The organism is Pantoea sp. Acro-807 (assembly GCF_011752675.1).
In the GTDB taxonomy this organism is placed as follows: domain Bacteria; phylum Pseudomonadota; class Gammaproteobacteria; order Enterobacterales; family Enterobacteriaceae; genus Pantoea; species Pantoea eucrina.
On record NZ_VWXE01000002.1, the window covers coordinates 43262 to 55770 of the forward strand.

12 protein-coding genes are annotated in these 12509 nt (G+C 39.9%); all 12 read right to left on the reverse strand.

Going from position 1 to position 12509, the window contains the following annotated elements:
• Nucleotides 1-35 precede the first annotated feature (35 nt).
• Nucleotides 36-1043: an LPS O-antigen chain length determinant protein WzzB gene (gene wzzB / locus F3J39_RS06745; protein WP_166713990.1), complete on the reverse strand. Its 1008-nt coding sequence runs from the start codon at nucleotides 1041-1043 to the stop codon at nucleotides 36-38.
• A 68-nt stretch (nucleotides 1044-1111) separates the two neighbouring features.
• A complete protein-coding gene (gene gndA / locus F3J39_RS06750; RefSeq protein ID WP_039385340.1) occupies nucleotides 1112-2521 on the reverse strand; it encodes an NADP-dependent phosphogluconate dehydrogenase in 1410 nt (469 codons plus the stop codon).
• Between the two features lie 100 nt (nucleotides 2522-2621).
• Complete coding sequence (locus F3J39_RS06755; RefSeq protein WP_166713991.1) at nucleotides 2622-3704, reverse strand: glycosyltransferase family 4 protein; 1083 nt, start codon at nucleotides 3702-3704, stop codon at nucleotides 2622-2624.
• Nucleotides 3704-4459 (reverse strand): glycosyltransferase family 2 protein, encoded by a 756-nt coding sequence (locus F3J39_RS06760; RefSeq protein ID WP_108569544.1) that lies wholly within the window; start codon nucleotides 4457-4459, stop codon nucleotides 3704-3706. The genes F3J39_RS06755 and F3J39_RS06760 overlap by 1 nt, the downstream gene beginning before the upstream one ends.
• Before the next feature lie 3 nt (nucleotides 4460-4462).
• Nucleotides 4463-5530 carry an EpsG family protein gene (locus F3J39_RS06765; protein WP_166713992.1) on the reverse strand — a complete coding sequence of 356 codons (1068 nt, stop codon included), beginning with the start codon at nucleotides 5528-5530 and terminating at the stop codon, nucleotides 4463-4465.
• Nucleotides 5531-5540: 10 nt separating this feature from the next.
• Nucleotides 5541-6539 (reverse strand): stealth conserved region 3 domain-containing protein, encoded by a 999-nt coding sequence (locus F3J39_RS06770; protein ID WP_247648238.1) that lies wholly within the window; start codon nucleotides 6537-6539, stop codon nucleotides 5541-5543.
• Nucleotide 6540: 1 nt separating this feature from the next.
• Nucleotides 6541-7746, reverse strand: coding sequence for an oligosaccharide flippase family protein (locus F3J39_RS06775; RefSeq protein WP_166713993.1), 1206 nt, complete (start codon nucleotides 7744-7746; stop codon nucleotides 6541-6543).
• Nucleotides 7743-8780 carry a glycoside hydrolase family 99-like domain-containing protein gene (locus F3J39_RS06780; protein WP_166713994.1) on the reverse strand — a complete coding sequence of 346 codons (1038 nt, stop codon included), beginning with the start codon at nucleotides 8778-8780 and terminating at the stop codon, nucleotides 7743-7745. The genes F3J39_RS06775 and F3J39_RS06780 overlap by 4 nt, the downstream gene beginning before the upstream one ends.
• Nucleotide 8781: 1 nt before the next feature.
• Complete coding sequence (gene rfbC, locus F3J39_RS06785) at nucleotides 8782-9339, reverse strand: dTDP-4-dehydrorhamnose 3,5-epimerase (RefSeq protein WP_108569539.1); 558 nt, start codon at nucleotides 9337-9339, stop codon at nucleotides 8782-8784.
• A gap of 5 nt (nucleotides 9340-9344) precedes the next feature.
• Nucleotides 9345-10220: a glucose-1-phosphate thymidylyltransferase RfbA gene (gene rfbA, locus F3J39_RS06790; RefSeq protein WP_108569538.1), complete on the reverse strand. Its 876-nt coding sequence runs from the start codon at nucleotides 10218-10220 to the stop codon at nucleotides 9345-9347.
• Nucleotides 10221-10266: 46 nt separating this feature from the next.
• Nucleotides 10267-11154, reverse strand: coding sequence for a dTDP-4-dehydrorhamnose reductase (rfbD, locus tag F3J39_RS06795; protein ID WP_108569537.1), 888 nt, complete (start codon nucleotides 11152-11154; stop codon nucleotides 10267-10269).
• Entirely contained in the window at nucleotides 11154-12239 is a 1086-nt protein-coding gene (rfbB, locus tag F3J39_RS06800; RefSeq protein WP_166713995.1) for a dTDP-glucose 4,6-dehydratase, read from the reverse strand. Before rfbB ends, rfbD begins: the two co-directional genes overlap by 1 nt.
• Between the last annotated feature and the right edge of the window lie 270 nt (nucleotides 12240-12509).

Sequence of the window (12509 nt, forward strand, 5' to 3'; positions counted from 1 at the left end):
ATAAAAAAACCGGCTCAGGGGCCGGTTTTTTTATTTTAGTGACGACTGCGGTAGTTGCTGACGATGCTGCGGCCAATCACGATAGCCGAACCCAGCACGCCGCCCAGGATCAGGGCTAACAATACGGTAAGGGTCTTTTTCGGACTGTCGCGGCGAATCGGCAGGTCAGCTTCAGCGATATAGCGGAACGACTGCAGGTTGTCTGCCTTGATGGTGACGTGCGTAATAGAGAGCAGCGCGCGCTCGGCACTGTAATAGTCATCATCAAAATCGAGCGGCTTGGTCGCTTCATTGGTTACCATCGCCCGTAACGGTTCACTGCCCAGCAGATAGAGCGTGTCATCAGAGAGATACTCTGCCTGACTCAGCTGTGATTTTGCGAGGCCGGCCGCTTCCGCCACCTTCAGCGCCTGATTAATCACATCAAGACGATGCTGTTTTTTGTTAATGGCGATCTGCTTGTGCGCATCCAGAATTTCTTTCAGCTCTTTGGCTTTTACGCCCAGGCTATGTTTTAGATCCTGACCATAATCGCTGACGACTTCATTATTTACAGTCGTAAGATACTTTTTCAGCTGCGCCTGCGCTTCTTTTGCGCTCTGCGCGACAAAAGAGATAGTCAGCGCATCATTACTGCCTTTATTCACCTGACTGATTTTTAATGTTTCAGGCTCTTCCTGATTTGCCAGGGCGCCAGCGAGCGCATTCATTGAGGCGCTAAAGCGGCCGAACAGCTGGTTTTGCAGATCGGTAACTGACGGTTTTTCCTGAATGTTTTGCGCATACAGCACGCTCAGCGTGGCGTTATAGCTGGCAACCTGTCCCGCTGAAGGCTGCGTAACAATGGCCTCAGACGTCCATTTTTCCTTCGCCACGCTTAAATAGACAATGCTTAACAACATCGTCACTACCATCGTCACAATAATTATCCATTTGCCTTTCCACAGCTGGACAATTATGTCGAGCAAATCTATTTCATCATTATTGTTTGAAGCCAGAACGCCCGGATCGTTATTCAGTCCGGGCTTATTGTTTGCATTCATAAATTCATTACTCGCCAATCATTATCAGCATAAAAAAACACCTCCCGGACGGGAGGTGTTAAGGACAGTTACTCTAACCACTCGGTGTGGAATACACCTTCTTTATCGGTACGCTTGTAGGTATGCGCACCAAAGTAGTCGCGCTGCGCCTGAATCAGGTTAGCAGGCAGCACCGCTGAACGGTAGCTGTCATAGTACGCGATAGCTGCGGAGAAGGTCGGGGTCGGGATGCCGTTCTGTACTGCATAAGCCACTACATCGCGTAGCGCCTGCTGATACTGGTCAGCGATATCTTTGAAGTATGGCGCTAACAGCAGGTTGGCGATATTGGCATCGGCAGCATAGGCGTCAGTAATTTTCTGCAGGAACTGTGCACGAATGATGCAGCCGGCACGGAAAATTTTCGCGATTTCACCATACTGCAGATCCCAGCTGTACTGCTCTGATGCCGCACGCAGCTGTGAGAAGCCCTGCGCATAGGAGACAATTTTGCCCAGGTAGAGTGCGCGACGCACTTTCTCAACGAACTCCGCTTTATCACCGCTTACTGCCTGCGCCTGTGGACCGCTCAGGACTTTAGAGGCAGCAACGCGCTGCGTTTTCAGTGAAGAGAGGTAGCGGGCAAATACAGATTCAGTGATCAGCGACAGCGGCTCACCCAGATCCAGCGAGCTCTGACTGGTCCACTTACCGGTGCCTTTGTTTGCTGCTTCATCCAGAATCACATCAACCAGGTAGTTACCCTCTTCATCTTTCTTGGTGAAGATATCTTTGGTGATGTCAATCAGGTAGCTGCTCAGCTCGCCGTTGTTCCAGTCGGTGAAGGTTTCAGCCAGCTCTTCATTGCTCAGACCCAGCGCACCTTTCAGCAGCGCATAAGCTTCAGCAATCAGCTGCATATCGCCATATTCGATACCGTTATGCACCATCTTCACATAGTGACCAGCGCCGTTCGGGCCGATATACGCCACGCAGGCGTCGCCATCTTCTGCACGGGCAGCAATCTTATCGAAGATAGGAGCAACCAGTTCATAAGCTTCTTTCTGACCGCCAGGCATGATAGAAGGACCTTTCAGCGCGCCCTCTTCACCGCCGGAGACGCCGGTACCGATGAAGTTAAAGCCCTGCTCGCTGAGCTCCTGATTACGACGGATGGTGTCTTTATAGAAGGTGTTACCGCCATCAATCAGAATATCGCCTTTATCCAGATGCGGCGTCAGCGATGCAATGGTCTTATCCGTCGCTTCGCCCGCCTGCACCATCAGCAAAATACGGCGCGGCTTTTCCAGTGACTCAACAAACTCTTCTACGGTGTAAAACGGAGCAAGTTTCTTACCCGGATTCTCAGCAATGACTTCATCGGTCTTTTCGCGTGAGCGGTTGAAGATAGAAACGGTGTAACCACGGCTTTCGATGTTGAGAGCCAGGTTACGGCCCATTACTGCCATCCCTACTACGCCGATCTGTTGCTTAGACATTTTGACTCCTTAAGTCTTAATGAATAGTTTTAATTCTTAAAAACTATTCGATACACGCTAAATCAATATATCATATACGAACACAGAAATTATACACTTACTATTTATTAGCTTCTGAAACCAGACACTTCCATTTATCGAAAATTGGATCCAAATTAAAATCAGCCGATCTGATTTTAGACAATGAAGAATACTCAACTCTTAAAGGCTTACTTTGCATCAACTGCTCTAATTTTAATTGGTAGCCTTTAATATCATTATCTTGTATCAAAACCCCGTACTTACCATTTTCTAAAATCTCTCCCGGACCTGTGGGGCAATCAAATGATATACATGGTAAACCACATTCCATTGCTTCAGTGAGGACCATGCCAAAACCTTCAAATCTCGAGCTAAAGGCAAAGATAGAATAATCAGGATATATTTTTTCCAGATTATCAACACTACCCATCAGCTTGACGTTTTCAAGGCCATAGCTTTGAATTTTATCTTTAAGCTCATTTTTATAATTGCCAACCCCATAAATATGCAATTGCCATCCCGCAACGTTTTTATTGGCTTGGCTAAATATATCAATAAGCCGGTCAAAACCTTTTTGATATTCTAATCTTCCAACAGCAATAATTTTCTTCTCATCAAGAGATGTGCATTTTTCTGCGGTAAAACTTAGCGGGTTAGGTAAAAAGCAAACATTATCAAGATATTTTGAGAATAATAACACGTCATTTTTATTAACACATACGACTTTTTTAAACTTCCTATAAATAAAATTTCTTATTAGTTGCACCTTTTTCCCATAATAAGAATAATGAACATGCTCTATGACAACGCAATTACGAAAAAACGCAAAAGGATATAATAAAAAAGCAAGAGGGAACGTATTAATGATAAACACGCCCTCTTTATATTTCAGCATATTACGATACAAGCGGAATAATGATTTGATATGAGAAAAAAATCTGGTAAGACTCTTTGGCTTACCTGAATATGGCTTATTATTTATAAAGCTTAAATTTACCCCCGCATCGAGAGTATAATTTATAACATTATTAGTATTATACAGAGAAACTATATTAACTTCGAAATCATCTTTAGCAAATTTATTTGCGAGTAGGGAATTGACTCGTTCAATCCCACCAATAAAAGTAACATCGGCAATCAAAAATGTAACTTTTTTATTCATTATTTTCTGCCTCTGTATTTACGCTGTTTCATCAATCCGTTTACTATGTAGCAACATAAATAATAAACGCGCTTAAAGTAGTTTGATTCGAATCTCGACAAGACCTTCCACTGACGAAATATCTCTTTAAATTTATTAGCAGAAATAGATTTTTCAGAAATTCTGTATGTAGCGAGCACTTCATTAACATTGTAAGCACATACTTTTTTGTTTTGTAGTAAGTTTAGCCACAAGTAATAATCTTCTTTAGCTGTATTAGGAAAAAGCACTTCCTGGAAAAATTTTTTATCCAGCATTACTGTTAAGCATCCAATAGAGCATGTTTTTAACAGATCATTATAGCTAATTTTAGCGGGAGCTAAAAAACATCCTTTTACCCTTCCATCAACGAGAACATTATAGTTGCAAAAAGAAAAATGACACTGCCTGGCAATCATAAAAGATAACTGTCGCTTTAGTTTATTTTTATGCCATAAGTCATCACTATCTAAAAAAGAAACAAATCTTCCAGCAGTTTTCTCAAGACAAGAATTTCTTGCGCCGGCAGCTCCCTTAGCAAATGAATTTTCAATTAATTTTATTCTGGAATCTTTAAATGAATTGACTATACTTTTCGTATTATCAGTTGATGAATCATCACAAATTAACAGCTCCCAATGAGTATAGCTTTGTTCAATAACAGATTGTATAGAATCCATTATGGTTTTCTCAGCATTAAATGCTGGCATTACTATTGAAATCAATTCATTTTTCATATTTTACTGGAATATAGTTTGGTAAGGGGAGATACCAATGCCGCCTTCGTCGTTATTTATACTTACCTGAACAGTGCGTATATAAAACGCAGTTAATAATATTATAGTAAAAAAAACAAATAACTGCTTAATGACCTTTCTATCAAAACCAAGAAGAACGTAAGGCCCTGCAACAAAACTCACAAAAAGAAAGACATCTGCCACCCTGCTAAATATATGAATATTAATAGATATTAGATTAGCAGCAATTACAGTAAAGCTTAACCACGCAAGAATATTATGATTTTTATGGATTTTTTGAAAATGCCTGGCTCTGACAAGGTAACATAGAGGCAAAAATATTTTAATTAAAACACCTATCCCGCTACCTAATTCTGGTTTTTCCGCAAAATAGCTATTCAAATAAAACCCATATTTTGATTGTGCTACAAATGGAAAACTTAAGAAGTTTATTATTTCATTTGACAAAAAAAACATAGCCAAAATAACTGGAATCAAAAGTTGGGGTCTGGCTTTTAATCCTAACCTTGATACAAAATATACTGGCAACAAGATCAACATCGAAATGTGGAAAAAACTAGCAATAATGATTGCAAAAAAACACGTATTCTTTTTGCTTTTTAAATATTCACTAACACCCCAGGCTATTATAGAAACACCAATGGCTTGCCTTATTAAAGACATGGATGGCAAATAAAAAAGACAAACAAATATGAAAATTGCAATAAAAAAATGTTCTTTTTTTATCGCCAGAAAGACAAAGAAGACAATTAAAAAACTAGTAATTGCCATAACCCATTGTGGACTGATATTTAAATACATAACTATATAGTTGATGATATAGTAACCGTATTCTGTTGCTATATATCCGAGCCTGACAGACTGCACCATTCCGAGATATCTAAAGTAATCTGTACCTACACCAAACCTGATGGCAGCAGGAATCCATAAACAAAGAAAAGTTAAAATTAAGAAAAAAAAGGAAAGTGGGCTTTTCGATTTTTGATAGCAAAATGCAAATAGCGATGAAAAGAATAATATTAAAATATATGTACTATAAGTTTCAAACATTGAACAACCATTATATTTCAAATGCTGATTTATGAGGGAACTTCTCAGAAAACATAAGGTCGAGACTTTTAGTAACTAATTCAAAATCCTCTACTTCTCCGTCATTTATCACTAAAAGTTTATGCCTTTTGTCATTTAATGCCTCTTTGAGTTGCTCAATACTATTGGTGCTTATGTCCATATAAATCGAGTCTGACATCGTATTCCTCGCAATAAAAGAGCCACTTGCCAACTGCCAATATCTAAATAAGTACTGGTTAACGTCATTCAAATTTCTAAATTTTGAATTATTAGTTTGATCTAATAATTTACCTTCAGCCGCCCATACCTCTTGAAAAGTTTTTTTTAAGTACGGTATAGGTAAGTGTGTATCTTTAATGCCAATAAAACTGGGCCATACTAACAAACAAATTGTTCTTAATAAATTCACTCCATAATTAATGTTAAACCATTTGCGCAGATTATTTTTAATGACTTTGTTTTTAGAAAAATGCCTATTTATAATTTCCAGATCATTTAAAATGATGTGTGATAATCCCCCAGGTGTTACTGCATTAAGTATTGCACAATCATTAGGGTAACCATCTCTAAAATAAAATGAATCATCTATTTTGTTTATCAAAAATGTGTCATCGTTGAAATATACGAACTTTTCACTTAGTCCTGTTATACGATGCAAATTATTTTCAATCACATGAGAGTTAAAGGTCGGCAGAAACTTCTTATCTATATAATCCTCATGCCTAACAATATTTAATTTTTTATGATTTTTATTTAACCAATCAGGCAAATGGCCATACGTGACAAAATGAACTTTCCTGACCCATGGAGCAAAACTCTCAATACCTCTAAACCAATATTTTAATAAATGGTTATCCCTGTATCTCAATATTCTCGCATCAGCACCGCTATCATCTTTGAAATTTAGCTTAAAATCTTTTTGCCATTCTTCGTCATCGGAAGTAACCCAAGGTATGATGAAATCTATTTCCTGTATCATTTTATCCATATTACCTTCTGATATATTTCAATAATGTATGACTCATTATTGAAACCAAAATAAACTCAGTTATTATAACCGATACTAACATACCGATTAGACCATATTGAATGGTTATGAGAGGAGTATACATGCAATGGAAAACAGCCCCAAGACAATATATTTTTAGCAGGCTCTTTTCTTTACCAATTGTAATTAGCCCCCATTGCGCCACCACAATTGAAATCGACACTATGAAAATTAAAACTGAACTCCACTTAAACAATGTGCCCGAATAAGAAAAATTCCCCCCAAAATATAATATTGCAATTTTTTCACCTGCAAAAAAAACCACTAAGGAAATGGCAAGTGAAAATAAAATGAACATCCCGCCATATTTTTTAAGCTTTTCTCCTATGGGTTTACTATCTTTATTTATTCGCGGGAAGATAACTTGCTGAACCGGAATAAATAAAGCCTGAACTGCACCCCGAAGCCGGTCAGCAGCTGAATAAATCGCTACTAAACGCGCATCGTAAAAATGCCCGACCAGTATTACATTAAAAGTCGTATAAAAGCTAATGGCTATTTGAGAGATAAATATATGCGACCCTGACTTTAATTCAATCAAACTATGCCTGAGAGAAAAACCTGTATATTTTACCAGCTTTCTTTTACGTATTATATAAAGGCTAATTAAGCCCATAGAGAGATATGCCAGAGAAAAAGCTAGTGCGGCATACCTAATATCACCAGGCCCTTTTACAGTAAGGATTAGCATTAAAAAAGATATCATTTTCGCCAAAATAGATATCCAGGTAATCCCTCGCATCAATTCCATCCCCTGAAATAGATAAAGAGGAAATGAAACACTGCCTACAACAGCCAGAAAAAGGATAAAGCATACTGTTTTAATATGTTGATACATTGGTACAAACGTTACTACAACAATTAATGAAAGAAAGCATGAGATTAAAAGAACAATCTTCGCATTAATTGTAATTGTAAATATCTTGCTAAGCTCATCATGGTTTGTTGCTTGTGTTATCTTTTTAGTAGAACTTAAGTTGAACCCGTAATCAGTAATAATTATAAAATACTGGATTAATGCCTGCCCTAAAATCAAATGGCCGTATGGAACTTCACCTAAAGTCCTTACTAAATATGGAAGCGTAATTAAAGGGAATAAGTAATTTACCCCCTGAACTATGAAAAGGTAAAATAAATTCTTTTTCATTTAACATATTTGCTTATGATTTCAAGTGGCTTATTACCGTTAATACTATCTGGCTCAACTGTATTGCCTTCAGCCCATTCATTCCACGACTTCAAGAAAACATATTCTTCTTCGTCATTATATTTTAGTGCAGAGCGCACATTTTTCTCAAAGTTAGACATGTTAAACTTATCGTAATAAACTCCCAACCTACCGTGACGAATAGTTGTATCCCAACCTGAAAATATTATAGGAATTTCATTCTTAGCGGTTGGTTTATCACTCCATAATGGCGTTATCATTTTCTCATAGTCATACTTTACTGGACCTAATGAAGAGAACTTGTATTTACGGACCAACTTTTCTAATATACGCTGGCTTAACGTTCTATTTTTGTACATTACTCTTGAATCTAAAAATGCATTCAACTTCTTAGCATGTGAATCATTTTCTTTTGTAAAATCCCCAATGAAGTAAATACCATTGAAGCCATTTTCCTTCGCTAACACTTGCCAGCAATTGATAAAAACATCTAAATCAGGTATTGAATTCGGATCAAAGATAGTAACCACTGGTCTATTATTATTTTTTATATAAAATTCATTTTTAAAATGCGGCAAAACATATTTAAAGAAGTTTTTGTAATCTTTTTCACCTAGGTATTTTTGCTCTTTCAATAAAACACCTTTAGTTTTATTAAACCAACTATGATTAGCCCAAGCGATACAGTATTTAACCCTGGCATTATCTTTTAAAATGTTCTCTAATGGTTTTTGAAGTATAGTCTCTCCCTTGCCAAACCAGTATGTCCAGATACAGAAAGCCTCTACGCCATTTTCACAGGCTAGCTCATACTGTTGTTCCATTACTTTACTATTATCTAATGAATAGTATCCCAGTGGCTCAACTGGCTTTCTAATCTCCTGGTTTTTGAAGTAAGTTTTAGCTTTTTTTAACGCCGTCCACTCTGTAAAACCAGGCCCCCACCATTCATTATTTTCTTTTATTTCGTGAAATTGCGGGAGATAATAAGCAATTATTTTTTTATTTGGCATCTTAACCCCACAATTCCATTTTTGTGTAACTTTCAAATGACATATTTTCATTATCTTTGGCAGAGAGCATCACGTTTCCGTTTTCAAACCATTTTATCCCTAAATCACTATCATCCCAGGATATTCCATGCTCTGCATTAGCATTATAAAAATTAGTTGCTTTATAAACAAATTCTGCACTTTCGCTGATTACCTGAAAACCATGTGCAAATCCTTCAGGTATCCACAGTTGCTTTTTATTTTCAGCAGAAAGCATTACCCCCACCCACTTACCATAAGTTTTGGAGTTCTTCCTGATATCCACAGCAACATCAAAAACTTCTCCGGCAACACATCTAACCAGCTTACCCTGCGCATAAGGGGCCGCCTGGAAATGTAATCCTCTGACAACGCCTTTAACAGATCTGGAGTGATTATCCTGAACAAAATTAATTTCTTTACCTACAATCTCATTGAAAATTTTTTGATTAAAACTCTCCATAAAAAACCCGCGTTCGTCACCAAACACTTTAGGCTCCAGGATAAGCACATCTTCAATTTCAGTTTTGATTACATTCATCTTATTTATACACTTTTAATCATTTTAAGAAGATATTGCCCATAGCTATTTTTTGACAATGGCTTAGCAAGTTTTTCCACCTGATTTTTATCTATAAAACCGCTGCGGTATGCAATTTCTTCAGGACATGCCACTTTCAAACCCTGTCGCTGTTCAATTGTCTGGATAAAATTACTTGCTTCGATCAGACTCTGATGCGTACCCGTGTCCAGCCATGCAAAGCCTCTTCCCATCATCGCAACCGAAAGTTTACCTTGTTGCATGTAAAGATTATTGATATCTGTAATTTCCAGCTCACCGCGAGGTGATGGCTTAAGGCTCCTGGCCAGTCTGACAACGTCGTTGTCGTAAAAATAGAGACCCGTTACTGCATAATTGCTTTTTGGCGTTTTCGGTTTTTCTTCAAGAGAAATAGCTTTATCATTCTCATCAAACTCAACAACGCCATAACGTTCCGGGTCGTTGACATGGTAAGCAAATACGGTTGCTCCTGAAGTTTGATCAACCGCTTTCATTAGCTCTTTTGGAAGGTCGTGTCCGTAAAATATGTTATCGCCCAGAACTAAGGCACAACTGTCATCGCCAATGAACTCTTCACCAATGATAAATGCCTGTGCAAGACCATCCGGGTTCTCCTGCACCTTGTATTGAAGCTTCAATCCCCATTGACTGCCATCGCCCAGTAGCTGTTCAAAGCGCGGTGTATCCTGCGGGGTGCTGATAATCAATATCTCTCTGATATCGGCCAGCATCAGTGTAGTAAGCGGATAGTAAATCATAGGCTTGTCATAGACAGGCAACAACTGTTTACTCACGGCCATTGTTACGGGATACAGACGCGTGCCAGAGCCGCCAGCGAGGATAATACCTTTACGAGCCATATTTTTTCTCAGAGTATTGATGTGATCTGTTTAATGAATACGTATCTTACGTAAGAATCTCTTGAATAACGTAGCGTACGCCATCCTGCCAGGGGGGCATATTCAAACCAAAACTTTTTTCAAGCCTTGATAAATCTAAGCGAGAATTGAGTGGCCGTTTTGCCGGAGTGATATATTCAGCAGTTTTGATGGGAATTAATTTCCTGATTTTAAGCCCGGTGCTATATTTTTCTGACTCTGTAAAAATTAATGATGCATAATCAAACCAGGACGTTTCACCGGCTGCAGCGAGGTTATATATTCCACTCAGTTCCGGATTAGCCTGAATCATGCGTAATGCATGAGCCGTAATGTCAGCAATAAGCGCAGCGCCAGTAGGTGCTCCAATTTGATCGTTGATGATGTTGAGTGCTTCTTTTTCACTGCCCAGTCGCAACATCGTTTTAATAAAGTTATTGCTTCGTGACGCATATACCCAGCTGGTGCGAAAAATCAGGTATTGTATATCTGCTGCAGTTATAGCCTGCTCACCGGATAGTTTTGTTTTACCATATACATTACGTGGTTCAGGTTTGTCGCTCTCTCGCCACCGGTTCTGCCCTTCTCCTGAATAGACATAATCAGTAGAGTAGTGAATCAGAATAGCATCAAGCTTTTTCGCTTCTTCAGCCATGACTTTAACACTGATACTGTTGATCAGTTCAGCGAGATCGGGTTCAGATTCAGCTTTATCAACTGCAGTATAAGCAGCAGCATTGACAATGATATCGGGACGCAGGTTTTGTATGCTTTTGCGAATTTCTTCCGGTTGCGTCAAATCACCACACCACTCAGTTGAACGGGTGCTTAATGCAGTGATTTTTCCCAGTGGCGCAAGTGCACGTTGCAGCTCCCAGCCTACCTGTCCGGTTTTACCAAAGAGAAGGATGTGCATTAGTTGCGATCCTTATAGTTCTCTGACAACCATTCGCGATAGTTCCCGCTTTTAACGTTATCAACCCACTCGCTGTTCGCCAGATACCACGCCACCGTTTTCCTGATGCCACTCTCAAACGTCTCTGCCGGTTTCCAGTGAAGCTCGCGGGTAATCTTACTGGCATCGATTGCATAGCGCCTGTCATGACCCGGACGATCGGTGACGTAGCTAATCTGATCTCTGTACGAGCCTGCTTTAGGCATCAGCTCATCCAGCAGCTGACAGATGGTCAATACCACATCGATATTTTTCTTTTCGTTATAACCACCGATGTTATAGGTTTCCCCCACTTTGCCCGCCGTGACTACGGTGTAAAGCGCGCGCGCATGATCTTCTACATAGAGCCAGTCACGGATCTGATCGCCTTTGCCGTATACCGGGAGCGTTTTACCTTCAAGCGCATTGAGAATAACCAGCGGAATAAGCTTTTCCGGGAAGTGATAAGGGCCGTAATTGTTTGAGCAGTTGGTTACCAGTACCGGCAGGCCATAGGTGCGCTGCCAGGCGCGGACCAGATGGTCACTGGAGGCTTTAGACGCAGAGTAAGGACTGCTTGGCGCATACGGAGTGGTTTCAGTAAACAGCGGCAGCGGTGCATCCTGTTGCCATTCGTCCGGATGCGGCAGGTCCCCGTAGACTTCGTCAGTCGAAATATGGTGAAAGCGGAAAGCCGCTTTGCGTTCTGCGCTCAGCGCGTTCCAGTACTGACGCGCAGCTTCAAGCAGCGTGTAAGTTCCGACGACATTGGTTTCGATAAACGCTGCTGGACCAGTAATTGAGCGGTCAACATGACTTTCAGCCGCGAGGTGCATGACCGCATCTGGCTGATGTTTTGCAAAGATAGCTGCCATTGCCTGTGCATCACAGATATCGGCCTGCTCAAAAGCGTAACGCGCTGAATCTGCCACGGTGACCAGCGACTCCAGATTGCCGGCATAGGTCAGCTTGTCGACGTTGACGACAGAATCCTGCGTAGCATCAATGATGTGACGCACTACGGCAGAACCAATAAAGCCTGCACCGCCTGTAACTAATATTTTCACGCTTGTCGTCTCTCCTGGCCGATCCTGAAAAAAACCACGCTACCGCCCCTGGCTTACAGCTACCAGAATACTCATACGCTTTTGCTTTCAGCGCAGCCGGCAAAAAGCACAGAACATATTTAACAAATGTCGATTGTTAAGGCGCAGTTTAAAAATAGTGATTCGATTTTCGTATGTTGATACACGAGTTACAAGCGCTAAAGAGTTAGTTTGTCAGGTGGCTGAATAAAAATTAGGCCAGAACGCGTTAACAGACTATTTATTAAACAG

Bases quoted from the DNA above. Each gene is read 5' to 3' on its own strand.
- wzzB (WP_166713990.1), bottom strand. From the start codon at position 1,043: ATGAATGCAAACAATAAGCCCGGACTGAATAACGATCCGGGCGTTCTG.
- gndA (WP_039385340.1), bottom strand. From the start codon at position 2,521: ATGTCTAAGCAACAGATCGGCGTAGTAGGGATGGCAGTAATGGGCCGT.
- F3J39_RS06755 (WP_166713991.1), bottom strand. From the start codon at position 3,704: ATGAATAAAAAAGTTACATTTTTGATTGCCGATGTTACTTTTATTGGT.
- F3J39_RS06760 (WP_108569544.1), bottom strand. From the start codon at position 4,459: ATGAAAAATGAATTGATTTCAATAGTAATGCCAGCATTTAATGCTGAG.
- F3J39_RS06765 (WP_166713992.1), bottom strand. From the start codon at position 5,530: ATGTTTGAAACTTATAGTACATATATTTTAATATTATTCTTTTCATCG.
- F3J39_RS06770 (WP_247648238.1), bottom strand. From the start codon at position 6,539: ATGGATAAAATGATACAGGAAATAGATTTCATCATACCTTGGGTTACT.
- F3J39_RS06775 (WP_166713993.1), bottom strand. From the start codon at position 7,746: ATGAAAAAGAATTTATTTTACCTTTTCATAGTTCAGGGGGTAAATTAC.
- F3J39_RS06780 (WP_166713994.1), bottom strand. From the start codon at position 8,780: ATGCCAAATAAAAAAATAATTGCTTATTATCTCCCGCAATTTCACGAA.
- rfbC (WP_108569539.1), bottom strand. From the start codon at position 9,339: ATGAATGTAATCAAAACTGAAATTGAAGATGTGCTTATCCTGGAGCCT.
- rfbA (WP_108569538.1), bottom strand. From the start codon at position 10,220: ATGGCTCGTAAAGGTATTATCCTCGCTGGCGGCTCTGGCACGCGTCTG.
- rfbD (WP_108569537.1), bottom strand. From the start codon at position 11,154: ATGCACATCCTTCTCTTTGGTAAAACCGGACAGGTAGGCTGGGAGCTG.